This is a genomic window from Comamonas sp. MYb396 (assembly GCF_037479555.1).
GTDB lineage: Bacteria > Pseudomonadota > Gammaproteobacteria > Burkholderiales > Burkholderiaceae_C > Comamonas.
Map to the genome: position 1 here is coordinate 177094 of NZ_JBBGYU010000008.1, position 26770 is coordinate 203863.

Consider the following 26770-nt stretch of genomic DNA (forward strand, 5'->3'; position numbering starts at 1 on the left):
CCGCCCTTGGTACGTCCTTGTCTGGCGAGCCGCGCCCTGCCTTGTTGTGCGTCCGCACTGCCTGCGTCAGGACGCCGTGTCAGGGACGCTCAGCTGGGGGCGCCTAGCTGGGGGTGCCAAGTCAGGGGCGCCGAGCCTCAACGGCAAACCTTCGGTTTGCTGGGTGCTATTAGCAGCTCCCAGTCCCACGCGCCGAGAATCATCGATCGCTGCCGCTGTCCCAGGGCCACAACACCCGGCCAGCGCAGCCTGGGCGGCCGCCAAACAGCGTCGGGCGGGGCCCGATGGATGGATGATTTTCGTTGAACTATGATGGTGCCACCGCCCAGAAGCCACAAGCCTACGGAAGCGGATCGGCCGTCTACCGGCCGATATCAGGGCAAACAAATTTTGGTGACTATGCAAAAAAACACGACGAAACCCTCCGACGCCCCCGAAGAAGGCAGCAGCACGCGCATGCGTGTGGAAGACCGGAAAGAGCAACTGATAGAGATAGCGGTCCGGCTGTTTGCCAGCAAGGGCTTTGACGGTACCTCGCTGCGCGACATTGCCGACGAAGCCCAGATCACCAAGGCAGCGCTCTACTACCACTTCCCCAACAAGGATGCGCTCTACGAAAGCATCCTCGTCGATGGCATGCGCACCCTTGTCAACTATGTGTCTACAGCCATGGGCAAGGTGGCCAGCCCCGAGGGCAAGGTGCGCGAGTTCATGCTGTCCTCGGCCGACTACATGGACCGCAACCGCGACTCCTGGATCGCCGGCTCCAACATGTTCTGGTTTGGCGACAATGCCAAGCCCCGCACCGAGAACCTGGCCCTGCGCGACCAGTATGAAAAACTGCTGCGCGATGCGATCAAGCAGGCCGTGGACAGCGAGGTGTTCCAGAAGGTGGACCCCACCATTGCCAGCCGCATGCTGCTGGCCGTGCTCAACCAGCTGCCCCGCTGGCATTCGCCCACCGGGCGGCTCAGCGCCCGCCAGGTGGTGCAGCAGTACATTGACATGATTTTCCAGGGACTGCTGGCCAGCAACCCGTCCCGATAAGCCAGACACGGGATACCTACAAAACAAGGCCCAGGCGCTGCAAACGCCTGGGCCTTGTTGCGTATGTCAGCCTTTAGAAGCTGTGGATGATGCCCACCCGGTAGGCATTGCTGTTGCCGTTGTTGGTAAAGCCCGCAGCGGTCACCGCGCCGGTCAAGGTGTAGCCGGCACCGTTCTTGTTCTTCACATAGCCATAGTCCGTGTACAAGGTGGTGCGCTTGGACATCGGGTACAGATAGGCCACGCCGTACTGGCGCGCATCGCGGTTCAGCGGGCCGGTGTCGTTCAGGTCGATGGCGTTGAGCAGCAAGGTGCCAGGGCCGAGCTTGACGGAGGCGCCAATCGAGAAGCTGCGGTCGTCCTGGCCTTCGTAGTAGCCCACCGAGGGGAAGCCGGCGAGCTGGCCGCTGTTGTCCAGGCCGGTGTTCACCGTGGGCGTGATGGCGGCGCCCGGGTTCTTGAAGGTGGCAAACGAGCCAAACAGCTTGAAGGCCTTGAAGTCATAGGCCAGCGCCGAGTTGAAATAGCGCGTCGCCGATCCATCGGTGGGGTTGGTCATGCGCGTGGCCGATACGGCTGCGCTCCAGGCATCGTTCTTGTAGAACAGCGCCAGGGTGTACTGGTGGGCACGGTGCTCGATGTCGATGCTCTGGCGCGTGTACTCGCTGATGGTATAGGCCGCCTTGCCGATAAAGCCGCCAATCGACGGGCTTTGGTAGAGGATATTGTTGTTCTGCCGGCCGGGCGATGGCTGGATGCCCTGCAGGTTGCCGCCGCCGCCCAGGCCAAAGGGGTCACCGACGGCCTGCACTTCGGTCGGCAGCGATGCCAAAGTACGGCCCATGCGCAGCTCGCCAAAGTTGCCGGTCAGGCTGATGAGCGAACCCCGGCCAAAGGCCTTGGCGCCAAAGCCCTGGTTTTGCTGCTGCGCGCCGTTGGAGGTGTTGATGCCCATCTCCAGCTGGAAGTTGGCCCGCAGGCCGCCGCCCAGGTCCTCGCTGCCCTTGAAGCCCAGGCGCGAGCCCATCATGTGGCCGCTCTCCAGCTTGGTGGCGCGCTGGCCCTGCATCGATACGCTGGCCACGCTGCTGTCGATCAGGCCATAGACCTGTACCGAGCTGCTGCCGCCCGAGGCCAGCCCCCCGGCCGGCGAGGTGATCTGCTTGAGCTCCTGGGTCTGCGCGGTTTGCGCCGCCGCCCCCCCGGCCGCCGTGGTGGCGATGAGTGCTGCGAGCAGCGGATGAAGTCTGGGCTTGTTGGCTTTCATGGTTTGTCTCCTGGTGTAGTTTTGGAAAGACGTGGTCGGGCCTGGCCCCATGCACGACCACGGTGAAAACGCTTTGCTGTTTTTTTTAGACCGAGCAGATCCCCACCGCGCTATGCAGTGCAGTGAGAAAGGGAGTCCCTGCAGTCAAACGCAGGGGCAGAAGGGGCGGACGCGATCCGCCAGATGGAGCGCGGTGAGCGGCGCGGCTATGGGCTAGCGGGCATGGCCACCTCGCGCATCAACGCGTACCAGGGGTCGTCAGGCGCCCTGGCACCCATGGGCAGGCGCCGGCCAAAGCGCGTGGCTTCGTCCTGCGTGGGCGCGGCCCAGATGTCCTGCCAGTCGTAGACCACCACGCGCTTGGCCACCCGCCACTCGCGCGCGGCCGTGGCCGTGGCGCGGCAGGTGAACAGATCGACATAGCGGCCGCACAAGAAGGTGGCGCGCGGCGCGCCAGCGGCATCGCTGTCGGTCTGGTAGGCCAGAAAATACGCCTCCACCGCAGCCGCATCGCCGTTCAGCTGGATCGACAGGTTGGCGATGTTGTGGATGTAGCGCCCCTTGGCCAGCTGGGGCAGCGCCGCCTGGATAAAGCCTTCCGCACTGCCCTGGTAGGCGCCATGGCGGTCGGTGGCATCGGGCCAGTAGGCGGCACGCAGCGCTGCTTCATCGCCCCGGTCAATGCCCCGGCAGTACGAATAGAGTGCTTCGCGGATCGCCTCGCGGTCGCAGAGCGCCTGGAGCCGCGCCTCCAGCTGGGCCAGCCTGGCTTCGCTGCTCATGGCTGTGCCCCCTGCTGCGTCTGCACGCGCAGCTCGATCACCGCATCCAGGCACATGGCTCCTTGGGTGCGCACCATCAGCGGGTTGATGTCCACGCTCTGGATGCTGTCAGCATGCTGCATCGCAAACTCCGACAGCCGGCACAGCGCCTGCACCAGCGCGGCCTCGTCATACTGCGGACCGCCGCGCCAGCGGCGCAGCAGTTGGCTGGAGCGCACCGCATCGACCAGCGCCTGGGCGCGGGCGGTACTGAGCGGTGCCGATGCCAACGCCACATCCTGGAACAGCTCCACCGCCGTGCCGCCGCTGCCATACATGACCATCTGGCCAAAGGTCGGGTCGCGGTGCAGGCCCAGGATCACTTCCACACCACCGCTCAGCATCGGGGCGATCAGCACGCCCTCCAGCCGGGCGTCGGGCCGCGCTGTGCGGGCGCGGTCCATCAAGGTGCCAAAGGCGCGCTCGACGGCAGCAGCATCCTGCAGGTTGAGCATGACGCCGCCGACCTCGGTCTTGTGCGCGATATCGGGCGAGACGATCTTGGCCACCACCGGGAAACCCACCTGCGCTGCGGCAGCGGCAGCTTGTGCGGCACTGCTGCACAGGTGTTCGGGCGGCACCGGCAGGCCGGCGGCCGCCAGCGCGCGCTTGGCGCCGCTTTCGGTATGCACATCGTCCAGCGCCAAGGCGGGTGCGGCGGGTTGCGCGCTGCCTGGCAGCTGGTACAGCGCCTGCCAGCGCTGGCGGATCTTGGCCAGGCCGGCAACGGCGCGCACGGCGCGGGTCGGGTCTTCAAACACGGCCACGCCCTGCTTTTCCAACGCGCTGCGCACCTGGGGCAAGGCCAGCATCACCAGAATGGTCAGGCGCTCGCGGTGCTGCGCGGCCAGTGCGGCAATCTCTTGCTGCGTGCTGGCAAAGCGCTCGGGCGACAGGCCCACATGGGCCAGGTAGCCCAGCACCGCGCCATAACGCGTGTGCTCCAGCATCACGCCCAGGGTGCGCGAGGTGCCACTGGCCACCGAGGTGACCTGGGCCGTCATGTCCAGCGGGTTGGCGGCCACCGCAAAAGGCAGCAGCGCCAAAGTGGCTTCGCGGGCGGGGGCGGGCAAGGGTGGCAGCTCCATGCCCTGCGCGCCCGCCTCGTCGGCCATCAGCACGCCGATGCCACCCGAGCCGGTGAAAACACCCAACTCGTCATTGGCCGGCAGCACGCCGCTGACGGTGTAGAGGTAGGCGATGTCGAGCATCTCCTCGATGGACTCGGGCCGCAGGGCGCCGCATTCGCGGAACACCGTGTCGTAGACCTTGTCGTTGCCGGCCAGCGAGCCGGTGTGGGTGGAGGCAGCAGCGGCACCCAGCTCGGTACGCCCCACCTTCATGATCAGCACCGGCTTGCCGGCGCGGGCCGCCTTGAGCAAGGCGCGGCGCAGGCGGTTGCCGTCACGGCAGGATTCAACCGCCGCGCAGATGATGCGGGTGTCCGGGTCGTCTGCCAGGTAGTCGATGCTCTCGGCCACGTCGACATCGGCCTCATTGCCCGTCGCGATGATCTTGCTGAAACCCAGGCCGCGCAAGGTGGCCAGGCCATAGGCGGCCGAGCCAAAAGCGCCGCTTTGCGTGGCCAGCGAGATGGAGCCCGGCTGGGGCTGGGCGCCGTTGAGAAAAGTGGAGAAGGTCGAGAAAAAGCGCGCCGGCACATTCAGCAGGCCCAGCGAGTTGGGGCCCAGCATGCGCACACCGGCAGCACGGCACAGGCCCACAATGCGGTCCTGCAGCGCGCGGCCGGCCGCGTCAATCTCGGCAAAGCCGGCCGTCATCACCTGGATGGCCTTGACGCCCTTGGCAATGGCATCGCGCACGGCCTCTTCCACCCCGGCCACCGGCACGCAGATGATGGCCTGGTCGACCGGGAACGGAATATCCGACACCTTTTGGTAGGACTGCAGGCCCTGGATTAGCGCGCCGCTGCGGTTGACCGGGTAGATGGGCGCGGCAAAGCCGGCTTCGCGCATAAAGCGCAGCGGGCGGCCGCCAATGCGCTCGGGATCGGACGAGGCGCCGACCAGCGCCACCGAGCGGGGGTGGAACAAGGCGTCAAGGGACGAAGATGCGTGGCTCATGGCGGGTCCTCTCAGGCGCGGGCGGCGGTGGGTGCCGATTCAGCGGCGACTTCGGCTGCGATCTCGGCGGCCATGTCGGCTGCCAGGCTGTCCAGCTGCTCGTAGCGGTCGCCCCACTGCAGGCTGCAGCCAATCGCATGCATGGCCAGGCGGGCGGCAGGCAGCTCACGCGACATGCCAATGCCACCATGCAGCTGGATGGCCGACTCGCCCACCTGGCGGGCCGCGATGGACAGGTAGTGCTTGAGCAGTGCCACTGCATGCGCATCGCCATCGCCCAGATCAAAGGCCACCACGCGCTCGCGCACCATACCGCGCACGCTTTCATAGGCCACATACATGTCCACCGTGCGGTGGCGCAGTGCCTGGAAGGTGGCAAGCTGCACGCCAAACTGCTGGCGGGTGTTCAGGTACTCGATGGTCTGCTCGACCATCGCGCCAATGGCGCCGACGATCTGCGCGCAGCAGACCAGCGCGCCCACGGTATTGGCGCGCTCGGCAGCGGCCACTGCCGCCCGGCCGCGTTGCAGCACGGCGCTGGCGGGCAGGCGCGTGGCTTTCAGGCTCAGGTCGGCCGTCAACCGGCCGTCGTGGCCAGCCCAGCTTTGCAGGCTGCCGCCCAATTGATCGCGGCTGGCCAGCAGCAGCAAGGCCTCGCCAGCAGCGCTGCGGGCTAGGAAGAGCAGATGGCTGGCGGGCTCGCTCAGGTCAATGCCGCGCAGGCTGCCCTGCAGTTGCACGCCTTCGGCATCCACCATCGCCGTCAGGCTGCAGCTGCCGTCATGGGCAAACACGGGGGCGATGGAGACTTCGCCGGCCGCTAGCAGCCCCAGCATCTGGGCCACATCGTCGCGGCCGGGGATGGCGCCCAGCACCGCTGGCACCACGGCGCAGCGTGCGACCAGCGGCGTGGTCAGGCCATAGCGGCCAGCGGCCTCTGCGATGGACGCGACATCGGCAAAGGTCGAGCCCGCGCCGCCACTGGCCTCGGGCACCAGCACGGCTTGCCAGCCGAGCTCCAGAAACTGCTGCCAGCTGTCACTGGCCTGGTCGGAGGCCTGGGCCTGGGTCAAAGTTGCATTCACCGCCTGGGCATCGGCTGCCACCCGCAACGTCGTGTCGTACAGATCGCCCGGAAACATGGGAGAGGCTTGAAAAGGCATGGGTCAGGCTCCAAAGATATCGCGTGCAATCACGTTTTTTTGTACTTCGCTGGTACCACCGGCCAGGGTGCGCGAGCGGTAGAAGAGGTAGGTGTGGATCAGCTCGCGCTTGAGCTCCACATCGGCGGGGCTGTGTTCGGGCAGGCTCGGAATCAGGCGGGCTGCGTAGTCGGGGCTCATGTCGAAGGCAATGCCGATGATCTGCTGGGCCAGGTCGGAGCAGAACAGCTTGAGCGCCGAGGATTTGGACGAGGCCAGCGTGCCCTGCATCTCTTCGTCGATGGCGCTGATCAGCATCTCCTTGGCGCCGGCCACGGCGGCTTGGGCCAGGAACAAGCGCTCCAGCAGCATGTGCTGGCTGGCGCCCTGTTGCGTGCGGCCGCGCTCGCGCAGCGGCTGCTCGATTTGTTCCAGCAGGCGCACCAGGCGCGGCACGGTGGCGGGCGACAGGCGCTCGCGGTCGAGCAGGAACTTGGCGCAGGCCCAGCCGCCGCCCTCCTCGCCAATCAGGTTGGCCACGGGCACGCGCACATCGCGCAAGAACACCTCGTTGACATGGTGCCAGTGGTCAATCGTCGGGATGGGGCGCACCTCGATGCCGGGGGAGTCCATCGGCACCAGCAGCAAGGAGATGCCGGCCTGCTTCTTGCCCTCTTTGGAGGTGCGCACGAGGGTGTACATCATGTCGGCCTCCTGCGCATGGGAGGTCCAGATCTTCTGGCCGTTGATGACATAGTCATCGCCATCGCGCACCGCTGCCGTGCGCAGCGAGGCCAGGTCGGAGCCAGCGCCGGGCTCGGAATAGCCCTGGCACCACCATTCGCTGCCGTCCACAATGCGCGGCAGGTAGCGCTCCTTTTGCGCGGGCGTGCCAAAGTGCATGATCACCGGGCCGATGTGGCCAATGCCATGGTGGTAGAGCGGCGGGCAGTCTTCCTGCGCCATCACTTCTTCAAACAAATAGCGCTGCTGCATGTCCCAGCCGGTGCCGCCCCATTCGATCGGCCAGTTGGGGGCGCTCCAGCCCTTGCGCTGCAGGATCTTGGCCCACTCGCTCATCTCGGCGCGGCCCAGCTTCTCGTTGGCGCGGACCTTGGCTTTCAGCGCGGGCGGGCAGTGCTGCTGCGCAAAGTCGCGCAGGGTTTGTCGAAAGTCGGCATAGGGATCGGTGGTTGCTGTCATGTTTCCGGGTTCAAGGTCAAATCAAACGACAAGGGGCGGGCAAGGGCTGGGCGCCCCCTGCCCTCATTCCTGGGTAATGTGTTTTTCTCGGATCACGGCGGCCCAGCGCGGGCGCTGGGCATCCAGGTAAGCCGTGAAGTCTTCGGGGCCGAGCAGGTGCAGCTCGCCGCCGGGGCGGGTGACGCCCTCGGCCACCGTGGGCACTTCCACCACCGCACGCAGATCGCGGTAGATGCGCTGCTGCAGTGCTGCGGGCACCTTGGCAGGCATGAAAAAGCCAAAGAAGCTGCTGCAGCTGTAGGGCTTGAGCTCGGGCGCGGACGACTGGGAGAACGGGGTCAGCGGCAGCGCGCTGCGCACGGGCTTGTCGCTGGCAACGCCCAGCACCTTCATGCGGCCGGCCTGTACGTAGCTCACTGCGCTGGGTGCATCCAGCAAGGCTGCTACCTCGCCGGCCATCAAGGCATTCAAGGCCGGGGCATTGCCCCGGTAGGGCGCGTGGATGATGTGCGCGCCGACGGCCGAGGCCAGCATCTCGGCACAGATATGCGGGCTGGAGCCGACGCCCGACGAGGCGAAGGCCACCTTGCCGTCATTGGCGCGCATATAGCTGGCGAACTCGGCCAGGTTGTTGGCGGGCACCTGCTTGCCCACATAGAGCACGCTGGGCGACTCGGACACCATCATCAATGGTTTCAGGTCCTGCGGGTCATAGGGCAGGCGGGGCATCATCAGCGGATTGGTCAAATAGCCCAGGCTGCTCAGCAGCAGGGTGTGGCCATCGGCGGGGGCGCGGGCGACCAGGGCCGTGCCAATGGTGGTGCCGCCACCGGGACGGTTGTCGATCACCACCGGCTTGCCCCATTTCTCGGCCAGCACCGGCGCAATGGCGCGGGCCACCTGGTCGGTAAAACCGCCGGCCGCATAGGGCACGACGATGGTGACCTGCTTGTCAGGGAATTCCGCCGCCTGCACCACGGCCCCGGCCCAGGCGCCGATGAGCACGCCCCAGCTGGCGGCCCGCTTGAATTTTTGAGAGATAGACACGGCAGGTCTCCATCACAAAATACGTTGTTGCTAGGGGCTGGCCCGTTGCGGCCTAGCCTGCGGCAGCGGCCTGGGGCAAGCGGCGCTGGGCCGCCTGGTCCTGCCAGGCCTGTTTGGGCAGCGAGGCCATCATGGTGTGGGCCAGTCCGCCATCGATCACCAGCTCGGCGCCGTTGATGTAGGCGGCCGCATCGCTCAGCAAGAAGCTGACGGCACCGGCTATATCGCCGGGCTCACCAATGCGGCGTAGCGGCACGCGCTGCTCGCGGTGGGCCTTGGCGGCCGGATCGGCATAGGCCAGCGCAGTACCGGGCGTGGCGATCAAACCGGGCGAGAGCGCATTGATGCGCAGACCCAGAGGGCCCCACTCGGTTGCCAGCTGGCGCACCAGCATCAGCGCGGCTGCCTTGCTGGCGCTGTAGGCGCCCAGCGGTGGTGTGGCATGGCTGGCCGATACCGAGGTGATGACCACGATGCTGCCGCCACTGGCACGCAGCGGTGCCAGCGCCGCCTGGGCCAGCAACAACGGCGCCCGCGCATTGAGCGCAAAGGTCCGGTCCCAGTCGGCCACCGGGTAATCGCTCAAGGCCCCGGGAAAGGCCGCGCCCGCATTGCTGACCAGGCCATCGAGCCCGCCCCAGTGCTGTACGGCAGCGGCCACCGCCTGGGCGGCAAAGTCCAGCCCCGACAGATCACCCGCCAGCACCTGGACCTGGGCGCCCAGCGCTTGCAGCTCGGCGGCCACGGCATCCAGCTCGGCCGCATGCTGGTCCAGCAGCGTCAGCTGCGCTGGGCGGGCCTGGACGTCGCCCTGGTCATGGGCGTCTTGGGCCAGGCGCAGCGCAATGGCGCGGCCAATGCCGCGTGCGGCACCGGTGACGAGTGTGCGGCCCATCACTGCCCCTTGAGCAGATCGCAGGCGCTTTCGGAGGCGGGGCGCCAGGCCTCTTCAGGCGCGATGGTGCCAATGATCTTGTAGTAGTCGAACTTGGCCTTGGACTCCGCCGGCGTCTTGACCTGCACCGCATAGAGCGGGCGCAGCACCTGGCCATCGGCCCGCACCTTGACCTGCTTGGAGAAGAAATCGTTGACCGGCAGCTCGCGGATCTTGGCCGCCACGGCCTTGCCCTCGTCGGTGCCAGCGGCCTGCACCGCCTGCAGGTAGTGCATGGTGGCGCTGTAGGCACCGGCCATCAGGTAAGTGGGCGCGCCATTGTTGTAGCGCGCCATAAAGCGCTTGGACCAGGCCCGGGTCTCGTCGTTCTGGTCCCAGTAGAAGGGCAACGCCAGTTGCAGGCCCTGGGCCACATCCAGGCCCATGGCGGTGACGCTGTTGATCGTCATGCCAAACACCGCTACCTTCTGGCCGCCCCGCGCAATGCGGTACTCGGCCGCCTGCTTGAGTGCGTTGGACAGGTCCAGCCCGGCGTTGATGATGACAATCGCCTCGGCACCGCTGGCTTGTGCCTGCAGCAGGTAGGACGAGAAATCGGCCGTGCCCAGCGGATGGCGCGTGACCCCGGTCACCTTGCCGCCGCCCTCTTTGATAAAGCGGGTGGCCTCGTCCAGGTAGGCCTGGCCAAAGGCATAGTCCACCGCGATGAAGTAGAAGCTCTTGACGCCCTGCTTCATCAGCGCCTTCACCCCTGCCTTGGGCATGGCGTAGGAGTCGGCGACAAAGTTGAAATTCATCGGCGAACAGGCCTTGTTGGTCAGGTCGGCCGTCGTAGTGCCTGCGATCAGATAGGGCTTGCTGCGCTCCTTCATCAGCTGGGCCACCGTCAGCGCAATCGACGAGGCGGAGTTGCCGACGATCGTGTCGAACTTCTCCACATCCAGCCAGCGGCGGGTGATGCTCAGGCCAATGTCGGGCTTGTTCTGGTCATCGGCCACCACCACCTCGATGGGTTTGCCCAGCACCTTGCCACCAAAGTCCTCGACTGCCATCTTGACGGCCAGCGCATGGCCGGGACCGCCGTTGCCCGAGTAAGGCCCCGTCTGGTCCCCCATCACACCAATGCGGACCACGTCATCACTGACCTGGGCCCAGGACGCGGACGGTGCGGCCATGGCTGCGAATAACGACAAAAGCAATGCATGCGGGCGAAAAGATTTCACGTTGTCTCCTTGATCAGCTCTTTTTTTGCGATGAACCGTGTCTTTGGCCGGCCGTCCAGATCTTGGTGTTGGACTACATACCTGCCGACAGGTAAATAGTACAAACAAAAGCTTGAATGGCTTTCAGTGCTAACCCTTGGTCGCTGGGAGCTGTGTGTTTTTGCCCCTGCTGGATGGGGCTTGGGAGGCCGATGCACGGGCGGTGCTGGCTGCCATGAAAGACCTGAGAGAACGCCGAAGGCGCCTTGCTCTAGGCGGCAGTTGCGCATGCCCCAGCAGGCAGGGGCCAAAAAGAAAACGCCTCGGCTTTGGATAAGCAGAGGCGCAAAGGCGCATAGAAGGCGCCGCTGGGGGAGGCCGTAGCAAGCGTTGCCTGGCGCGACGGCTTGCCGAATCTCACAACATCAGCCGCAAGCGCCCTATTCCCAAGCGTTTGCAGCCAGACAAGGTCACGAAGCCAGCGCCCGCATCTCCGCGATCAGATCGGACTTGCCTTCAAAGCCAATGCCCGGCAGCGCTGGCAGGGTGACATAGCCGTTGTCCACCTTCACGCCATCGGGGAAGCCGCCATAGGGCTGGAACAGGTCCGGGTAGCTTTCGTTGCCACCCAGGCCCAGGCCTGCGGCGATGGCCAGCGACATCTGGTGGCCGCCATGGGGAATGCAGCGGCTGGGCGACCAGCCGTATTCCTTGAGCATGTCCAAGGTGCGCAGGTATTCCACCAGCCCATAGCTCAGTGCGCAGTCAAACTGCAGCCAGTCGCGGTCCTTGTGCATGCCGCCGTGGCGGATCAGGTTGCGGGCATCCTGCATGGAGAACAGGTTCTCCCCGGTGGCCATGGGGCCCTGGTAGACCTCGCCCAGCTTGGCCTGCAGTTCAAAGTCCAGCGGATCACCGGCCTCTTCGTACCAGAACAGCGGGTACTGCGACAGCGCCTTGCCGTAGTCGATGGCGGTTTGCAGGTCAAAGCGGCCATTGGCATCCACCGCCAGTTGCTGGCCCGGGCCCAGGATCTTCAGCACCGATTCGATGCGCTCGCAGTCCTCGGCCAAGGTGGCGCCGCCAATCTTCATCTTGACCACCGAGTAGCCGCGCGCCAGGTAGCTTTCCATTTCGCGCTGAAGTGCCTCCAGGCCCTTGCCGGGGTAGTAGTAGCCGCCGGCGGCATAGACAAACACGCGCGGGTTGGGCGTGCCATTGCCATAGCGTTCGGCCAGCAGCTGGAACAAGGGCTTGCCGGCGATCTTGGCGGTGGCATCCCAGACAGCCATGTCGATGGTGCCCACCGCCACCGAGCGCTCGCCATGGCCGCCGGGCTTTTCATTGATCATCATGCGCGCCCAGACCTTGTGCGGGTCCAGGTTCTCACCGGTCTCGTCCAGCAGGCTGCCGGGCTCGGCTTCGAGCACGCGGGGGATAAAGCGCTCGCGCATCAGCGCGCCCTGGCCGTAGCGGCCGTTGGAGTTGAAGCCGTAGCCAATGACGGGCTTGCCATCACGGATGACATCGGTAACCACAGCCACAAGGCTCAAGGTCATCTTGGAGAAGTCGATGTAGGCGTTGCGGATGTCCGACTTGATGGGACGGGTGGATTCGAGGATGTTGACGATCTTCATGGTGGTCATCGGTTGTGAAAATGGGGGGATGAAATATCAGCGGGCCAGAGACGAGCCACCACAGATGGCGATGTCCTGCCCGGTAATGGCGGCAGCCGCCGGAGACAAAAGAAAGCCCACCAGGGCCGCGATCTCGGCCGGCTCGATCAGGCGGCCCATGGGTGGCAGGCGCGGCGCACTGCCGGCGCGGGCCGGGTCGCTCAACATACCGGTCGCCGTGGCTGCGGGCGAGACCACATTCACGGTCACGCCCTGCGCAGCCACCTCGGCCGCCCAGCTGCGCGCCAGCGCGATCAAGGCCGCCTTGGTGGCCGCGTACTGGCCGCGCCCTGCCATGCCTTGCGCCACCCGGCTGCCGATAAACACCACCCGGCCCTGGCCGCGCTGGGCCATGCCGGGCACGATGGCATCGGCCAGGCGCGTAGCGGCATCCACATGCAGGCGCCACATCAGCGCGCCGCCTTCATGGTCAAGCTGGCCCAGCGCGCCCACGCGCAGCACGCCGGCGGCATGCACCAGTGCATCCACGGCGGGCAAAGCCGCAGCGCTGCGCGCAATGGCGGCACCGTCCGTCAGATCCACCGGCACATGCGCATAGCCGCCATGCACGATGGTGGCCTGCGCCACATCGAGCCCCGTGACGCGCCAGCCAGCCGCCAGCAGCGCCTGGGCAATGGCGCTGCCAATGCCACTGCTCGCGCCGGTCACAACGACATGGCCCAGCTCAGTCTGCACGGATGCCTCCTTCGCTCACGATCTTTTGCGCACGTTCGATCTCGCTGCGCTGGAATTTCACAAAGTCCTCGGCGCTGCCGGGCGTGGGCAGCAGGCCTTGCTCCTTGAGCTTGGGCGCCATATCGACCAGGGCCTTGTTCACCTCGGCGTTGAGGCGCTGCACCAGCGCGGGCGCGGTCTTGGCAGGCGCCCACAGGCCATACCAGCTGTAGAACTCATAGCCGGGAATGGTCTCTGCCACGGTAGGCACATCCGGCAGGCTGGGCACGCGCTCGGCCGAGGTAACGGCCACCACCCTTAGCATGCCGCCCTTGTGGTACTGGAGGGATCCCAGGATGGGGTCGATAAAGCCGTCGATCTGCCCGCCAATCAAATCCTGGAACGCGGGCGCCGTGCCTTTGTAGGGAACGATCAGGTAGTCCAGCCCGCCCGCGCGCTTGAGCAGCTCGGTAGACAGATGCCCGGCCGAGCCCAGCGACCCCACGGCAAAGGTCATCTTGCCGGGGTGGGCCTTGCCGTAGGCGATGAGCGACTTGATATCGGTCACCGGCAGGTTCTTGTTGATGGCCACCGACAGCGGGGCCTTGGCCACCAGCGCAATCGGCACAAAATCCTGCGTGACGTTGTAGGGCACGGACTTGAGCGTCAGCGGGGCTGTGACATGCGTGGAGGCACTGAACAGCAAGGTGTAGCCATCGGCCGGCGCGCGGGCCACCGTCTCCCCGCCGATCACGCCGCTGGCACCGGGCTTGTTCTCGATGACAAAGGGCTGGCCCAGCTGGTCGGCCAGCTTTTGCCCCAGCATGCGGCCCACCGCATCGAGCGTGCCGCCCGGCGGAAAGGGGATCACGACCCGCACCGGCTTGGCCGGATAGGTCTGCGCAAAGCCGCTGGCGGCCAGGGCCAAGGCGGCGGCACCGATGGCGGTGCGTAGCGCGGTACGGATAAATGGTTGGCGTTGCATGGTGTCTTGTCTCCTGTCGGTTTTTTTAGATGTCTGACCCCAGGGCGCAGGAGCTCAAAATCCCCTGCCCTACTTCAACGGCTGTTTAGCGCTTGAGCAGCCCGGCTTGCTTGACGGCGGCGCGCAGTACCTCCACTTCCTTGGCATTGGGCGCTTCGGTCGGTGGGCGCACGGTGGCGTCGTCGATCACGCCAGCCAGGTACATGCCGCCCTTCATGCGGGCATGGGCCTCGCCGGTGGGTTCGCCACCGCCGTACACGGCATCCTTGAGCGGGGTGATGATGGCCTGCACTTCCATCGCCTTCTTCAGGTCGCCCGCCTTCACGGCGTTCCACAGGTCGATGATCAGTTGCGGAATAAACGTCGCAAAGCCCACCAGCGCGCCGTCCACGCCCTGCACCATCGAGGCGAGCAGGTACTCGTCGTGGCAGGTCAGGATGGCCTTGGAGGCATCAGCCTCGCGGATCGCCTGGATGTCGCGGGCATATTTGTTCATGTCGCGCTGGCCCACCTTGAAGGCCTGCAGGTAGGGCAGCTTGGCCAGGTCGGCCAGCAGTTGCGACGAGTAGGAGGCACGCGTCCAGGCCGGGTAGACATGGCAGACCAGGTCGGCATGGGGGGCAGCTTGGTGGATGGCATCGAAGTACTGCAGCGCGTGGCCGGAGGTGAAGCCAAAGCGCAGCCAATGGTGCGGGGGCATCACATCCAGCGCCACGGCGCCGACTTCCACCGCAGCGCGGGCATGTTCGGCCGCATCGGCCAGGCCTTCGCAGACGATGGACGAGATGACCGGCATGCGGCCCTTGAGCTCGTCGGCCACAATGCGCGTCACCTCAGCGCGCTCGGCCGGGGTCAGCGAGAACACCTCGCCGGTGTGGCCATTGGTCATGATCGCGACCACGCCTTCGTGGCCGGCTAGCCAGGATGCGAGCTTGCGCAGTGCGGGTTCGTCAATGCGGTGGTCGGGGGTGAAAGGGCAAGAGATGGCAGGAATAATTCCACGATAATTCGTGATGGCAGGCATGTTTTTGTCTCCGTTAGGGGTGCTGGTGGTCAACGGTGTTCATCATTTCCTACCGGGTCCCTGCTGTCCAATACCCGAAACGCATACAACTATCTACGAGCCAGGCAGGCTCCAAGGAAACCCATGGGACCCGGCAACCGCCCGCTCGATCTGGAGTGGCTCGAAGACTTCATGGCACTGGCCGATACCGGCAACTTCTCGCGCGCAGCCGAGGCCCGCGCCATTGCCCAGCCGGCCTTTAGCCGCCATATCCGCTCGCTGGAAGACTGGGTCGGCGTGGAGCTGTTTGACCGCAGTGCCCACCCTGCCGCGCTCACCCCCGCCGGCCAGCGCTTTCTGCCGCTGCTGCAAAACGTGCTGGCCAACCTGGAGGCCGCCCGCATCAAGGCCCGCGCCGCGCACGACCAGGCTGCCGCCAGCCTGCGCTTTGCCGCCACCCATGTGCTGTCGCTCACCTTCTTTCCGCGCTGGCTGGTCGGCATGGAAGCGCAGTTGCGCATGGGCCCGATCCAGACGATGAGCGACAGCTCACTTGCCTGCGAAGACCTGATGCTGCAGCGGCGCGTGCAGTTTGTGCTGTGCCACGGCCACGCCGCCGTGCCCGGGCGCCTGGACGAAGGCCAGTACCCCGTGCTGCGCCTGTCCGATGACCTGCTGCGCCCGGTCAGCGCCGCCGCCCCCAATGCACCCGGCCAGCCGCTGCACCGCATCGGCCAGGACAGCGCTGTGCCCGTGCTCGCCTACAGCGAAGCCTCGGGCCTGGGCCGCATCATGCGATCGCGCATGCGCGGCATGTTTGCCGATGGCGCAGACGCCGTGCACTCCCCCACCCCCGGTATGGCACAGGGCGTCGCCGTCGTCTTTACCGCCCACCACGCGGCCTTACTCAAAACCATGGCCCTGGAAGGCCGAGGCGTCGCCTGGCTGCCCCACAGCCTTATCACCGAAGAGCTGCGCAGCGGCAGCCTGGTGCCTGCGGGCGACGACCGCTGGAACGTACCGGTGGAGATCCGCCTGTACCGCCAACGGTCGGAGATGGCGCCGGCGGCTGAGGCTTTGTGGGCGCTGGTGCAGGGGCAGCAGCCTGAGGGTGCGGATGGGAAGCAGGTCGGCTAGGCCCTGAAGCGCTGCGGTCATCGCGCCGCTGCAGAATGGGCATGGGTGAGATGACCCCAGACCCAGGTGCTGCGCATCGTGTTTTCAACCGGAGTGGATGATGGATCTCACTATCGCGGCCTTCGCTGTGCTCGCCGTCCCTGTCGTGCTGTTCTTGCTCTGGGACCAGTGGCGGCTCGGCGAGAAAGCCTTGCGTGACGCCAAGCGTGAACGGCCATTTCCGGCGGAGCCCGCGAAGGCTGGCTCGCGGGATGATGCAGGGGCCAATGGCGGCGGCGGTGATGGCTGTGGGGGCGATGGGGAATAGTTGCTCTTGACAGCACTTCCAGCCTGCGGCCGCAACATCCAAACCTGAGTAATGCGCCTATCTGCCCAACCAAATCTCCACTGCCGAACGCTCAAACAGTGGTTTTGCCAAAGCGCTGCAGCCAGCGATTGAAGGATGCGGACAACACACTCTGGTTCGCATCGAGGATCGTGCATTTATCGACTTTTTTCAGCTTGACGCCGTTGGTGGTAGCGCCCGTGATTTTCTCCAGCTGTGCCTCCAGCTTGTAGCTGACGCAGTAATCGCCAGGCAATGCTCTTGCGCCTGCGGCTAGTTGGCCCACCATGGCTTCAATGAGCCGGTTCATCGCCAGCTCCGCGATTTTCATGGCAGCGGCTTGGGATTCCGGAAGCAGTTCGGCCAGCGCGGCAAAGGGCTCGCTGTTTACTTTTCCAAATTTGGTGCGGTAATCCTCGTCCTCGACCAGCGCAACCAGCGTGGAGAGAATGTCGTTGCGCGATTGGAATAGCGCACAGCCAAAAATATCTGCATGGTTCTGGAGCCGATTTTCTGCATCGGCCAGCAGTTGATCGCCTGTGACCGGGTAGCTGGGGATTCGACCCATGCGAAAAGGTTTGACCGAACGATTTGGAAAGCTTTGGTCCATGTGGGTATTCCAATTTGTCTAATGAATGTGAGCCATCAAAACGGCGTTTAAGCGCCGGACGCCTGGATACTACATCTCCTTTTGAATAAACCCATTCGATCATTTTGTGGGCGTCGTACACTGCCAGCCTCTGCCTTTTAACAAGCTTTGTGCAAGCCAATGACAACGCCCATGTTCCCCGACAGTATCGACACCCCCATCCAAACACCCCGCCTGAGCTTGCGCCTTGCCGGCCCCGGCGATGGTCAAGCCGTTTATGCAGCGGTGGTAGAAAGCCTGGCCAGCCTGCGCGCCTGGCCCACCTCGCTGCCCTGGGCACTGTATGAGCCGTCGGTATCGGCGTCCGAAGACTTCTGCCTGGCCAGCATGCGCGATCGCGAAAACGGCGCTGGCCTGGCCTTTCTGGTGTGGAACCACGAGCAACGGTTGATCGGCAGCGTGGGCCTGCACACGATCCGCTGGGATATTCCCAGCATGGAAATTGGCTTTTGGATGCGCAGTGGCGTGCACCGAAACGGATTTGCGAAGGAAGCGGTCACGGCAGTGCTTCACTTGGCATTCACGCATTTGAAAGCGCGACGGGTATTTGCGCGCACCGATGAAGATAACGCGGGCAGCCGTGCGACCTGCGCCAGCGCGGGGATGCTGTTGGAGGGGGTGCTAAAAAATGAGCGCATCACGCCATCAGGGCAGTTGAAGAATGGCTGTGTGTATGCGTCAACCAGGTAGCCTGCGATTGCCGTAATCGGCCCAGCGCAGATCTGGAGCGGCTTGGCTGCTGCAGGTTATAAACCGCGCCTTGATGCCCTGCGCCCAGGCAACTCTGCAGCAGCCCGAGGATCCTCCGCTGCTGCCACTACTCGGGCTTGCCCTTCATCCCCAACAATTCGCTCGCACCGATGATGGCCTGGGCGATGTCTTCGACCGATACGCGCTTTTTCATGGCCTGCTCACGCAGCATTTCGTAGGCGCGGTCTTCACTGACCTGGTGGGTGGCAATGAGGATGGCTTTGGCGTCAGTCACACGGCGTTGGCCCAGCAGCTTGTTTTGCAGTTTGTGCACATGTTGCTGCATCTGCCGGTGCTCCTTGTGCATCTGGCGCGCGACAACCAAGGTGGAGAGCAGGCCAAAGGAGCGTATGGGCGAAGGCAGGATCGCCTGCGCCTTGAGCTCCAGCACGGCAGACACAATGGTGGGGTTTTCATAGTTCACCACCGCCACCAGCGCAGGCGCCTGCTCACCGCTCGCCCAGGCCATGAGCAGGTGCAGAAAATCAGGGCGTACCGCCAACAGGACGATATCCGGGTCGTCCGGCAATTGCTGCACCGGTGGCCAGACGCTGCGCACCTGGCAGCCGATGCGCTGGAGCTGCTGGGCCAGCAGCAAGCCATCGGCATCCTCGGGGTGCATCAGGATGATTTTGAGTTGGCGCAGCTCCTTGAGGTGCTGCGAGGTGGCGCGGGGCTGCTGCGGGTTCACGCTCAGACCTCGATCTTGGCCGTCCAGTCGCCCAAGGAATGGGTGACCAGATAGGGGTCCGGCGATACGGCGCGTTTGGCCTCGCGCAGTATGGTGAACTCCCCTTGCGCATTGGCCCGCCCAATGCGCGGGTAGACCCAGGTGTGGTGGTTTCCGGGATCGATGCGCACACGCCCCTGAGGGGCATCAAACTCGCTGCCCAGCAGGTAAGGCAGCAACTCGCTGATGGTGTCGCTGCCCGAGCGGCGAAAGGCATTGGCAAACATATGCAGCTGAAAATAGGAGGCTTCCCAGCACAGATTGGGGCGGCAGTCATCGCCGAACAGCCGCTTGAGGTGGGCCAGGCAGCGCTGGTTGGCGGCCGATTGGATCGACTGAAAATAAGGTGCCGAGGTGATGTGGCCGGCTGCGATATCAAAGCCCATTTGTCCGATCTCGGCCTCCGAGGTGGTGAGGCTGCAGATCGGCATTTCTTTGGTGCTGAAGCCGGCATCGGCATAGGCGCGGTAGAGCTGGGCGGTGGAGTCTCCGACCACCGTGGAGAAAATGAAGTCAGGGCGCTTCTGGCGGATATCTTCCATGACGGTTTGGTAGTCGTGCTCGGTGGCCGCCAGTGGCAGGTAGCGCTCGCCGAGGATTTCGCCCTCGGGGTGCTGCAGGACCAACTCGCGCAGTATGCGGTTGGATTCATAGGGGTAGATGTAGTCCGAGCCGATGAGGTACACACGCGCACCAAAGCTGCTGGTCATGAAATCGGCCAACTGCACGCTGTTCTGGTTGGGGGCAGCGCCGGTGTAGATGATGTTCGCCGAGAACTCGAAGCCTTCGTAGAGCGTGGGATAGAACAAAAGCTTGTTCCATTTCTCGACCACGGGCAGCACGGCCTTGCGGCTGCTGGACATATAGCAGCCAAAGATGGTGTTGACGCGGTCGTGCATGATCAACTGCTCGGCCAAACGCGCGTACTCGGCAGGATTGGAGGCTGGGTCATAGCGCACGGCCACCAGCTCACGCCCGAGCACACCACCGGCGTTGTTGATTTCGTCGATGGCCAGCAAGCTGCCTTGAAGCTGCGATTGGCCGATGATGGACGTGGTGCCCGTTTCCGAAAAGAGAATGCCGACGCGCAAAGGATCGTTGTTTGCCAAAACCTGTCTCCTGGTCTGTCCCCCTGCCATGCTTTGGGGCATGGAGCGGGCACGGTGAAATGGCTGCAAGCCTGGCAGCCAGCTTAGCGCAACTGAGGGCGCTGGCATGCCGCATCGGCGCAAGGCTGAAGCGTGCCCTGCACATCTAACGCCCAGCGGCGAGCCGCGCACCCATCCTGGTCAAGCGTGGCACCAGTTGCAAGGCCTCATCCGCGATGTCGTAACCCCGCCAGCCAAAGATGTGGCGCACATAGGCATCGGCCTGCGCATCGACGGCCAGACAGCAAACGCGCACACCTGCACGCTTGGCCTCTTGAACGGCATGCCGCGCGTCTTCGATCAGGTATCGCTTGTCGTGCACATCGATATCGTGCGGAGCGCCGTCGGTGACCAGCAGCAAGCTGCGCTGCCCTTCGGGTTCGTTGCGCAGCAGGCTGCTGGCATGGCGCAGGGCCGCGCCCATGCGTGTGGAATAGCGCCCGCGCACCGCCTGGATCATGGCTGCCGTGGCGCTGCTGTGCACCTGGCCAAAATCAAGCAGGCGGTAGTAGTTGACTTCTGCACGGGTGTTGGACGAGAACGCATGGATGGCTAGGCGTTGCGCGCTGCGCAAGCACGCCTGGGCCAACAACAACGCGGCTTGCTTCTCCAACGCCAGCAGGCTCTGGCCCTGCGGGCCGATGTCGTTGACCGATTCGGAGATATCTAGCAGCACCAACATGCTGCCAGGGCGTGGGCCCTTGCCGCTGCGCATGAAAAGGCGCGGGTCGGGGCGTAGCTGCAAACGCATATCCACCTGCACCTCGATAGCCGCATTGAGGTCCAGCGCATCGCCCTCCCACTGGCGGAGAAGCCGGTGGCGCCGGTCGAGCACGCGAGGATGGGGCAAAGCCAGACTGTCGACTCTGCTGGTACTGGAGAGGCGCACACTGCTGATCTCGCTCAGCCCCTGCCAGGCGGGGAGTTTTTCGATCACCTGGCACCAATCGGGCTTCATGTGCTCGCTCTTGCAGTCCCATTCCGGGTAATGAAAGCGGGCGAGCTCAAATTCTTCGGCCGCCAGAGGCGTTTGCGCCGGCTCGGGCGGCTCTTGCGCATTGCTTGTATCCGCCGCCTGCTGTTGCGCGGCAGTCTGGGGCAGATGCAAGGCCACGTCCTGGTTGTCTTCCGACTCGGGATGTTCCCAGAGGTAGCTGTTGTCATCCCGGTAGAGCGTGGGCCCGGCGTAGTGCTGTGGATCCATCCGCACGCGCATCTGGCCAAGGTCATTGGCGAGGATGGAGGAGATGGCGCGGAATGCCGCATAGTCTTCAAGCCCATGCCTTTGCACCGTGTCTTCAAAAAGCTGCTGCGCCTTGTTGACCCAGTGGTTGGCGCTGTGACTGCCTGCCAGCAGCAAGATCCGGTCAAGCCGCGCCATGAAGGCGACGAAACCCAGGTTTTCCGCCTCGGGCTCAGGCGCGATCTGCGCCTGGAACCAAGGGCGTATGCCGGGGTAGTCGCGCAGCAAAAGGCGCTCGACGCGGGCGTCTTCTATGGCCGAGACCAGCACCATGCCCATGGGCTTCAAGGCCTGGCTAGGCTGGCGCGCGGGCGAATGCAGCAGATGCGCCGCAGCATGCGCAACCATGGCGGTGTGCCGGCGGGCACGCTCGGCCTCGGGCAGATCATGCAGCGGCGGCAGCATCAAGCGCACGGCATTTGAAGAAGCCCCCTCGTCTGCAGTCAGCACAATGGCACGCTGCGCGGAGGCAAGTTGGGCCGCTGCGCCGCCCAGCAGTCCGCCCGCCTCCTGACGCTGGCTGGCAGCCAGCAAGGGATGGACCTGCACCCGCGTCAACGCCAGACAGGATGCCAGCCTGGCCATGCGCTCAAAAGCCGGTGTGTCGTCGTCGATCCAGGTGGTGGTGGAGTGCTCGCTGTACAGAGGCGCGGATGATGGGGCCATGGTGGTGTGCGTCCTAGCTACCAAATTTGGCTTGCACGAGTTTCTTCAGCGCCTCGGTGGTGTCGGGGTCATCCGTCAAGGCCTGGGTGATCGTCATGTCGCAACTGTTGGCGGGCGATACGCCATCGCGTATCAGCAAGCCGGCGTAGATGAGCATGCGGGTGGAAGCGCCTTCATCGAGGCCATGGTGCTTGAGCGCGCGCGTGCTGTGGGCCAGCGCGACCAGACGCTCGGCCAGCGCAGGCGCGATGCCCGCTTCGTGCGCGACGATGTCTGCCTCGGTTGCGGCATCGGGGTAGTCAAACTCCAGCGCGGCAAAGCGCTGGCGCGTCGAGGGCTTCATGTCCTTGGCGCTGCTCTGGTAGCCCGGGTTGTAGGAGACCACCAGCTGAAAATCCGGATGTGCATGCACGACTTCGCCTTTCTTGTCGAGGGGAAGCACGCGGCGCGCGTCGGTCAGCGGATGGATGACGACCGTCGTGTCCTGCCTGGCCTCCACCACCTCATCGAGGTAGCAGATGGCACCGTAGCGCACCGCCATGGTGAGCGGCCCGTCATGCCAGGCCGTGCCATCGGCATCGAGCAGGTAGCGGCCGACCAGGTCAGAGGCGGTCATGTCTTCGTTGCAGGCCAGGGTGATGAGCGGGCGCTGGAGCGCCCAGGCCATGCGCTCGACAAAGCGCGTCTTGCCGCAGCCTGTTGGGCCTTTCAGAATCAGCGGCATGCGGTGGCGGTAGGCCTGCTCGTACAGCGCGATCTCATTGCGGGCGGGCCGGTAAAACGGCTCTTTGGCCATGCGGTACTCGGCCAGCGGGTCATCGCCGCGGGCGGCATGCAGAGGGTCTTTTGCATTCATCATGTTCACCATTTCCCCATCAACAACATCAAACCTGGAATCCAGCAGGTCACAATGCCCACCAGCACCGTGTAGGCCGCCAGAAAGCGCAGCTGCTTGCCGAGCCCCAGCGCAAGAAAGAAGAAAAACCACAGACTCGCCCATACCAGCCACATGGCGATGACGCGGATATCACCGGCAGCGGCGGCAAAGGCCAGCGCACTGACCGCCACAAACAGGCAGTACCAACCCAGGCCCACGCCTTTGAGCGCCCACCACTGCACCACCGCCAGGTACAGGTAGGTGAAAGCAAAAAGCAGGCCTCCTGCGGCAGCGAAATAGTCAGGGTCCGTGTCTGCACGAAGAATGCCAACGGCATTGATGAACAAGGCCAGCAGACCCACGAGCAGATTGACAGGCGCAGAGTCCCGCGCGTCGATGCGGCCGCTCAGGCCCATACCGTTGACGATCAGCACCATGCCAATGAAAAAAAGTGCGATACCCAGCATGTTTGTCTCCTTGTTTTTTATCGGATGGCATGGCTGCTCGATACCGGGCGGCCATGCCCACTGACTGGGGTTGCGGCTTTAGCGGTGCTGGGGCGCTTCGTGCGGAATCCCTTCTATCGGGCATTCAGGGGTGCCCACCGTCGTGCGGGTGAAGGACTCGACCATCTCCCGCGTCCCTTCGGGGTCGTTGACCCACTGGCTGTAGAAGCTGAAGGGGCAGGCGGCAACGCCCTTGTCGCCATCGCCCGAATTGATGGTGCCGGTGTAGCCACGGTGCACCAGTTTGAAGAGGTGGTTTTGCGACTGACCGTTCTTGCGTGCATCGCGGATCAGCGATTTGGACAGCTCCGCATACTGGATGCCCATTTCTTCTTCACCGGTCTCGCCCAAGGTGCGGCCGTCAAAACCGATGATGGCGGAGTGGCCAAAATAGGAGTAGACACCGTCAAAGCCCGCCGCATTGGCCACGGCCACGTAGGTGTTGTTCATGAACGCCATGGCCTTGGACACCAGGATTTGCTGCTCCTTGGCCGGGTACATATAGCCTTGGCAGCGGACGATCAGCTCGGCGCCACGCATCGCACAGTCGCGCCAGATCTCGGGGTAGTTGCCGTCGTCGCAGATGATCAGGCTGATCTTCATCCCCTTGGGGCCTTCGCTGACATAGGTGCAGTCGCCGGGATACCAGCCTTCGATAGGCACCCAGGGCATGATCTTGCGGTATTTCTGCACGATCTCGCCCTGGTTGTTCATGAGGACCAGGGTGTTGTAGGGCGCCTTGTTGGGGTGCTCTTCATGGCGCTCGCCGGTGAGCGAGAAAATCCCCCAGACATTGGCCTTGCGGCAGGCATCGGCAAAGATGGCCGTCTCTTCACCGGGAATGGCAGAGGCGGTCTCGTACATCTCCTTGGAGTCGTACATGATGCCGTGCGTGGAGTACTCGGGGAACACCACCAGGTCCATGCCCGGCAACCCTCGCTTCATCCCCACCACCATGTCGGCGATCTTGCGGCAGTTGTCCAGTACCTCGGCCTTGGTGTGCAGGCGTGGCATCTTGTAGTTCACCACCGCTACGCCTACGCAATCATTGCTGCTTGAAATATCTCCGTGTCTCATGGCTGTGCTCCAAGTTAATGAGAAAAAAGTGCGACCTGTCCGGCTGGCAGCCGCAGCGCAGGGGTTTCAAAGCAGCGTAGGCAAAGCTCCGCCAGCGAACCAAAGGCCTGGTCCGAAAAACGGGAATACCAAAAAACGAACGAAAAAAAGCCCGAATCGACTCTGGAATGAATCGATTCGGGCTTTATTGCCGGACATCTGCGCTGGCAACCTTGGCAGCTGATGTCAATATCTGCAACGAAATCTGCGTGGCGTTTGTCCGCCGCCAGACAATGGTAGAACGATTGTGGCCATGGCCGCCTAGAACATCTACCGGTTGCAGCGTTTGAGCGATGGTGGTAATTGGCGAGCCGCGCAGCGAGAAAATGGGCAAGAACCATGCGAACCGGGAACAAACCTTGGCTCATCTGCTTGCAACGGCTCGCTTCGAATCAATCAGCCTTCTTGTTTATCGGCTACATTCGCGATCGTGACCAGCAGCAGTTGGCCAGCCATCTGCCAATGGCCCCACATAACACCGCAAGGAAATCTCTTCCACCATGAGCCTTGTCACCGATCTTCTCGCCGGCATTGCGGAGTTTTTCGCCGATGTGTTTGTGTTCAGGCGCCAGCGCGAAAAACGGGGCCATGCCAGGCGCGATATCGCCGATGACGCCATGGCGGTCGCGCATTTTGATGTCATCACCTTGCTGTGGATTGCGCTGGTCTGTGTTGGCTTGATGTTTCTGTTGATTTTCGGCTTGGGGGTGCCTGTGGGTTGGGGAATCGGCATTGGCCTGGTCGTTGCAGCGGTATGGGGCTACAGAAAATACGCCCAGATGCTGCGCGAGCCTTGATGGCTTGGGTCCTCAGAACCCAGCTTTTTGCATGCCCAACTCAGGGCGAGCCCGGCATTTCCACCCAAGCTCGCAGGGCTAAATAGCAACCACTTACAAAGCCGTTACAATCGCGGCTCTCTCCTCCCCAGCAACAGATCCGCCCCGGCGGTCTCAGCCAAGCCAGGAGTTCTCTTCTTGTCTTCCGGCTGAGGTGTGTCCGTGCCCGAGCGCTACTACAGAGAACTGCTGCGGTATTTCACACGCAGCGCAGGTGACGGTGATGTCGCCGCCGACTTGGTGCAAAGCGCCTATACCCGTATCTATGCGATGCAGCGTTCTGGTGGAACGGTGCTGGATGCGCGCGCCCTGCTCTACAAGACGGCGCGCAACCTGGCAGCCAGCGGTGCAACGCGCAGGCTGGCCGAGCAGCGTGTGCTGGATGCGCTGAGCCTGGTCGCACCGACCAGCGCGCCCTCGGCAGAAAGCGCGGCCATGGCCCGTGAGCAGCTGAACCTGTTTTTGCAGCGGCTCGAAGCCATGCCGCGCAAACGCCGCGATGTGTTCATCCTCGTACGCATCTACGGCTACAGCTACCGGGAAGCCGGCGAGCACCTGGGCATGACCGAATCCAATATTGAAAGGCATGTCATGCGCGGCATCCTGGATTGCGCAGCGTATGCGCCCTCTCGCGCCTGAATACGCAAGCACGGCAAGACCATGGCATCTTCTGAACCCCCTCGCAAACTGGTGGAAGCAGCCTTGCTGCTGGTCGGTCGCGTCCACAAGGGCAGCAGCGATGCAGCGCTGGCGGCCGAGCAGGAATTGGCGGCGCACTGGCGTACCGGCTCCCCCGAATGCCGGGCCGCACTGGAGACCGCCGAGCGCCTCTGGGCCAGCACCGATGGTAGCCATCTGCAAGCCAATGTGCCGCCCCCTTCACGCCAGGACCCACGGCGCGCGCGGCGCAATACCTTGGGCCTGCTGGGCCTGGGCGGCTTGACGGCGGTGCTTTGGGGTGGTGGCCGCTGGGCCTGGCAGCGGCCGGTGTATGAGCAGGAGTTGCAGACCGCGCATGCGCAGCAGCGTGACCTCAGCCTGCCCGATGGCTCGGAACTGAGTCTCGCGCCGAACACCCACACGCGCATCGCCATCTACCGCGATCGCCGCGAGGTGCAGCTGCTGCGCGGAGAAATGCGCTTCCGCGTGGCCCCGGACGCCGACCGTCCCTTCAGCGTCACCACCGACTGGGGTGGCGTGCGCGTTTTGGGCACGGTGTTCAGCGTCGGCGTGCGAGAGCAGCAAATGCGAGTGGCCGTGGCAGAAGGCCGGGTGGCGGTATGGCCTGCAGAACACCCCGGTGCGGCCGTGGACATGAAGGCCGCGCCTCCCGTCACGCTGACGGCTGGCGACGCGATTGCGGCCGACCAGCGCGGCCTGGGACCCCGCTTGCAAGTGCCTGCCGACAGCGTGGGCGCCTGGCGCAGCGGCTGGCTGGTGTTCCACAACACGCCACTGGACCAGGTGCTGGACCAATGGAACGACTACCTGGCGCGCCCGCTGCGGCTGGGCAGCCATCCGCAGCTGCGGCAATTGCGGCTGTCGGGGAGCTTCCCTTTGCGCCAGCCCCAGGCCTTTTTGACGGGCCTACCGGACATGCTGCCGGTGCGCGTGCTGCGCAATGGCGCAGGCGATGTGAGCGTGGAGTTGCGCTGACGGCGCCCTCACGCAGCGCCCTTTGGCGCAGTTACAAATATTTTTTGGAAATTTTATCAGGGTTGAAGCCCTTCGTTGGTCTTC

General features: G+C 64.3%; 26 protein-coding genes. 7 read left to right on the forward strand and 19 right to left on the reverse strand.

The genetic code is table 11. The features are described from left to right. Nucleotides 1-399: 399 nt before the first annotated feature. Entirely contained in the window at nucleotides 400-1047 is a 648-nt protein-coding gene (locus tag WH265_RS18390; protein ID WP_339517731.1) for a TetR/AcrR family transcriptional regulator, read from the forward strand. Nucleotides 1048-1120: 73 nt separating this feature from the next. Here the strand turns inward: WH265_RS18390 and WH265_RS18395 are convergent, their stop codons facing one another. The 12 genes from WH265_RS18395 to WH265_RS18450 form a co-directional block, all read right to left on the reverse strand. Continuing rightward, nucleotides 1121-2314 carry a porin gene (locus tag WH265_RS18395; protein WP_021028141.1) on the reverse strand — a complete coding sequence of 398 codons (1194 nt, stop codon included), beginning with the start codon at nucleotides 2312-2314 and terminating at the stop codon, nucleotides 1121-1123. Nucleotides 2315-2520: 206 nt separating this feature from the next. Further along, complete coding sequence (locus WH265_RS18400) at nucleotides 2521-3096, reverse strand: nuclear transport factor 2 family protein (protein ID WP_339537352.1); 576 nt, start codon at nucleotides 3094-3096, stop codon at nucleotides 2521-2523. Next, nucleotides 3093-5219, reverse strand: a complete 2127-nt coding sequence (locus WH265_RS18405) for an acetate--CoA ligase family protein (protein WP_339559214.1) — start codon at nucleotides 5217-5219, stop codon at nucleotides 3093-3095. Before WH265_RS18405 ends, WH265_RS18400 begins: the two co-directional genes overlap by 4 nt. 11 nt (nucleotides 5220-5230) lie before the next feature. Continuing rightward, nucleotides 5231-6382 carry an acyl-CoA dehydrogenase family protein gene (locus tag WH265_RS18410; RefSeq protein ID WP_339559215.1) on the reverse strand — a complete coding sequence of 384 codons (1152 nt, stop codon included), beginning with the start codon at nucleotides 6380-6382 and terminating at the stop codon, nucleotides 5231-5233. A gap of 3 nt (nucleotides 6383-6385) precedes the next feature. Beyond that, nucleotides 6386-7564 (reverse strand): acyl-CoA dehydrogenase family protein, encoded by a 1179-nt coding sequence (locus WH265_RS18415; protein WP_339559216.1) that lies wholly within the window; start codon nucleotides 7562-7564, stop codon nucleotides 6386-6388. Between the two features lie 63 nt (nucleotides 7565-7627). Then, complete coding sequence (locus tag WH265_RS18420) at nucleotides 7628-8611, reverse strand: Bug family tripartite tricarboxylate transporter substrate binding protein (protein ID WP_339559217.1); 984 nt, start codon at nucleotides 8609-8611, stop codon at nucleotides 7628-7630. Between the two features lie 52 nt (nucleotides 8612-8663). Continuing rightward, the gene (locus WH265_RS18425; RefSeq protein WP_339559218.1) at nucleotides 8664-9506 is read right to left on the reverse strand and encodes an SDR family NAD(P)-dependent oxidoreductase; all 843 of its coding nucleotides are present in this window, start codon (nucleotides 9504-9506) and stop codon (nucleotides 8664-8666) included. After that, nucleotides 9506-10681, reverse strand: a complete 1176-nt coding sequence (locus tag WH265_RS18430; RefSeq protein WP_052330157.1) for an ABC transporter substrate-binding protein — start codon at nucleotides 10679-10681, stop codon at nucleotides 9506-9508. The genes WH265_RS18425 and WH265_RS18430 overlap by 1 nt, the downstream gene beginning before the upstream one ends. A 497-nt stretch (nucleotides 10682-11178) precedes the next feature. Beyond that, nucleotides 11179-12345, reverse strand: coding sequence for a mandelate racemase/muconate lactonizing enzyme family protein (locus WH265_RS18435; RefSeq protein ID WP_339559219.1), 1167 nt, complete (start codon nucleotides 12343-12345; stop codon nucleotides 11179-11181). 36 nt (nucleotides 12346-12381) lie between these two features. Continuing rightward, nucleotides 12382-13080, reverse strand: coding sequence for an SDR family NAD(P)-dependent oxidoreductase (locus WH265_RS18440; protein WP_339559220.1), 699 nt, complete (start codon nucleotides 13078-13080; stop codon nucleotides 12382-12384). Continuing rightward, nucleotides 13070-14044: a Bug family tripartite tricarboxylate transporter substrate binding protein gene (locus WH265_RS18445; protein ID WP_339517715.1), complete on the reverse strand. Its 975-nt coding sequence runs from the start codon at nucleotides 14042-14044 to the stop codon at nucleotides 13070-13072. The genes WH265_RS18440 and WH265_RS18445 overlap by 11 nt, the downstream gene beginning before the upstream one ends. Before the next feature lie 85 nt (nucleotides 14045-14129). Continuing rightward, entirely contained in the window at nucleotides 14130-15068 is a 939-nt protein-coding gene (locus tag WH265_RS18450; protein WP_339559221.1) for a dihydrodipicolinate synthase family protein, read from the reverse strand. 123 nt (nucleotides 15069-15191) lie between these two features. On the opposite strand from WH265_RS18450, the gene WH265_RS18455 reads away from it, so the two are divergent. Next, on the forward strand, nucleotides 15192-16184 hold the full coding sequence (locus WH265_RS18455) for a LysR family transcriptional regulator (protein ID WP_339559222.1): 993 nt from the start codon (nucleotides 15192-15194) through the stop codon (nucleotides 16182-16184). 100 nt (nucleotides 16185-16284) lie between these two features. After that, nucleotides 16285-16491, forward strand: coding sequence for a hypothetical protein (locus WH265_RS18460; RefSeq protein ID WP_339559223.1), 207 nt, complete (start codon nucleotides 16285-16287; stop codon nucleotides 16489-16491). A 91-nt stretch (nucleotides 16492-16582) separates the two neighbouring features. Here the strand turns inward: WH265_RS18460 and WH265_RS18465 are convergent, their stop codons facing one another. Then, nucleotides 16583-17119, reverse strand: a complete 537-nt coding sequence (locus WH265_RS18465; protein ID WP_339559224.1) for a hypothetical protein — start codon at nucleotides 17117-17119, stop codon at nucleotides 16583-16585. 171 nt (nucleotides 17120-17290) lie between these two features. On the opposite strand from WH265_RS18465, the gene WH265_RS18470 reads away from it, so the two are divergent. Continuing rightward, a complete protein-coding gene (locus WH265_RS18470; protein ID WP_339559225.1) occupies nucleotides 17291-17848 on the forward strand; it encodes a GNAT family N-acetyltransferase in 558 nt (185 codons plus the stop codon). 127 nt (nucleotides 17849-17975) lie between these two features. On the opposite strand, the gene WH265_RS18475 is transcribed toward WH265_RS18470, so the two are convergent. The 6 genes from WH265_RS18475 to WH265_RS18500 form a co-directional block, all read right to left on the reverse strand. Beyond that, nucleotides 17976-18599, reverse strand: coding sequence for an ANTAR domain-containing response regulator (locus tag WH265_RS18475; protein ID WP_339537338.1), 624 nt, complete (start codon nucleotides 18597-18599; stop codon nucleotides 17976-17978). Nucleotides 18600-18601: 2 nt separating this feature from the next. Next, nucleotides 18602-19747: a transporter substrate-binding domain-containing protein gene (locus WH265_RS18480; RefSeq protein ID WP_339559226.1), complete on the reverse strand. Its 1146-nt coding sequence runs from the start codon at nucleotides 19745-19747 to the stop codon at nucleotides 18602-18604. 145 nt (nucleotides 19748-19892) lie between these two features. After that, a complete protein-coding gene (locus WH265_RS18485) occupies nucleotides 19893-21695 on the reverse strand; it encodes a nitric oxide reductase activation protein NorD (RefSeq protein WP_339559227.1) in 1803 nt (600 codons plus the stop codon). Between the two features lie 13 nt (nucleotides 21696-21708). Then, on the reverse strand, nucleotides 21709-22551 hold the full coding sequence (locus tag WH265_RS18490) for a CbbQ/NirQ/NorQ/GpvN family protein (protein WP_339559228.1): 843 nt from the start codon (nucleotides 22549-22551) through the stop codon (nucleotides 21709-21711). A 5-nt stretch (nucleotides 22552-22556) separates the two neighbouring features. Then, complete coding sequence (locus tag WH265_RS18495) at nucleotides 22557-23039, reverse strand: AmiS/UreI family transporter (RefSeq protein WP_021027504.1); 483 nt, start codon at nucleotides 23037-23039, stop codon at nucleotides 22557-22559. 78 nt (nucleotides 23040-23117) lie between these two features. After that, the gene (locus tag WH265_RS18500) at nucleotides 23118-24155 is read right to left on the reverse strand and encodes an aliphatic amidase (protein WP_339559229.1); all 1038 of its coding nucleotides are present in this window, start codon (nucleotides 24153-24155) and stop codon (nucleotides 23118-23120) included. Between the two features lie 539 nt (nucleotides 24156-24694). Between WH265_RS18500 and WH265_RS18505 the strand changes: the two genes are divergently transcribed. The 3 genes from WH265_RS18505 (at nucleotide 24695) to WH265_RS18515 (ending at nucleotide 26686) form a co-directional block, all read left to right on the forward strand. Next, nucleotides 24695-24991 (forward strand): hypothetical protein, encoded by a 297-nt coding sequence (locus WH265_RS18505; protein ID WP_339559230.1) that lies wholly within the window; start codon nucleotides 24695-24697, stop codon nucleotides 24989-24991. A gap of 201 nt (nucleotides 24992-25192) precedes the next feature. After that, the gene (locus WH265_RS18510; protein ID WP_339559231.1) at nucleotides 25193-25669 is read left to right on the forward strand and encodes an RNA polymerase sigma factor; all 477 of its coding nucleotides are present in this window, start codon (nucleotides 25193-25195) and stop codon (nucleotides 25667-25669) included. A 21-nt stretch (nucleotides 25670-25690) separates the two neighbouring features. After that, a complete protein-coding gene (locus WH265_RS18515; protein WP_339559232.1) occupies nucleotides 25691-26686 on the forward strand; it encodes a FecR family protein in 996 nt (331 codons plus the stop codon). Nucleotides 26687-26770 lie beyond the last annotated feature (84 nt).

Coding starts and splice junctions, on each gene's coding strand:
- WH265_RS18390 (WP_339517731.1), top strand. CDS start 400: ATGCAAAAAAACACGACGAAACCCTCCGACGCCCCCGAAGAAGGCAGC.
- WH265_RS18395 (WP_021028141.1), bottom strand. CDS start 2,314: ATGAAAGCCAACAAGCCCAGACTTCATCCGCTGCTCGCAGCACTCATC.
- WH265_RS18400 (WP_339537352.1), bottom strand. CDS start 3,096: ATGAGCAGCGAAGCCAGGCTGGCCCAGCTGGAGGCGCGGCTCCAGGCG.
- WH265_RS18405 (WP_339559214.1), bottom strand. CDS start 5,219: ATGAGCCACGCATCTTCGTCCCTTGACGCCTTGTTCCACCCCCGCTCG.
- WH265_RS18410 (WP_339559215.1), bottom strand. CDS start 6,382: ATGCCTTTTCAAGCCTCTCCCATGTTTCCGGGCGATCTGTACGACACG.
- WH265_RS18415 (WP_339559216.1), bottom strand. CDS start 7,564: ATGACAGCAACCACCGATCCCTATGCCGACTTTCGACAAACCCTGCGC.
- WH265_RS18425 (WP_339559218.1), bottom strand. CDS start 9,506: ATGGGCCGCACACTCGTCACCGGTGCCGCACGCGGCATTGGCCGCGCC.
- WH265_RS18430 (WP_052330157.1), bottom strand. CDS start 10,681: ATGGCCGCACCGTCCGCGTCCTGGGCCCAGGTCAGTGATGACGTGGTC.
- WH265_RS18435 (WP_339559219.1), bottom strand. CDS start 12,345: ATGAAGATCGTCAACATCCTCGAATCCACCCGTCCCATCAAGTCGGAC.
- WH265_RS18445 (WP_339517715.1), bottom strand. CDS start 14,044: ATGCAACGCCAACCATTTATCCGTACCGCGCTACGCACCGCCATCGGT.
- WH265_RS18450 (WP_339559221.1), bottom strand. CDS start 15,068: ATGCCTGCCATCACGAATTATCGTGGAATTATTCCTGCCATCTCTTGC.
- WH265_RS18455 (WP_339559222.1), top strand. CDS start 15,192: ATGGGACCCGGCAACCGCCCGCTCGATCTGGAGTGGCTCGAAGACTTC.
- WH265_RS18460 (WP_339559223.1), top strand. CDS start 16,285: ATGGATCTCACTATCGCGGCCTTCGCTGTGCTCGCCGTCCCTGTCGTG.
- WH265_RS18465 (WP_339559224.1), bottom strand. CDS start 17,119: ATGGACCAAAGCTTTCCAAATCGTTCGGTCAAACCTTTTCGCATGGGT.
- WH265_RS18470 (WP_339559225.1), top strand. CDS start 17,291: ATGTTCCCCGACAGTATCGACACCCCCATCCAAACACCCCGCCTGAGC.
- WH265_RS18485 (WP_339559227.1), bottom strand. CDS start 21,695: ATGGCCCCATCATCCGCGCCTCTGTACAGCGAGCACTCCACCACCACC.
- WH265_RS18490 (WP_339559228.1), bottom strand. CDS start 22,551: ATGAATGCAAAAGACCCTCTGCATGCCGCCCGCGGCGATGACCCGCTG.
- WH265_RS18495 (WP_021027504.1), bottom strand. CDS start 23,039: ATGCTGGGTATCGCACTTTTTTTCATTGGCATGGTGCTGATCGTCAAC.
- WH265_RS18500 (WP_339559229.1), bottom strand. CDS start 24,155: ATGAGACACGGAGATATTTCAAGCAGCAATGATTGCGTAGGCGTAGCG.
- WH265_RS18505 (WP_339559230.1), top strand. CDS start 24,695: ATGAGCCTTGTCACCGATCTTCTCGCCGGCATTGCGGAGTTTTTCGCC.
- WH265_RS18515 (WP_339559232.1), top strand. CDS start 25,691: ATGGCATCTTCTGAACCCCCTCGCAAACTGGTGGAAGCAGCCTTGCTG.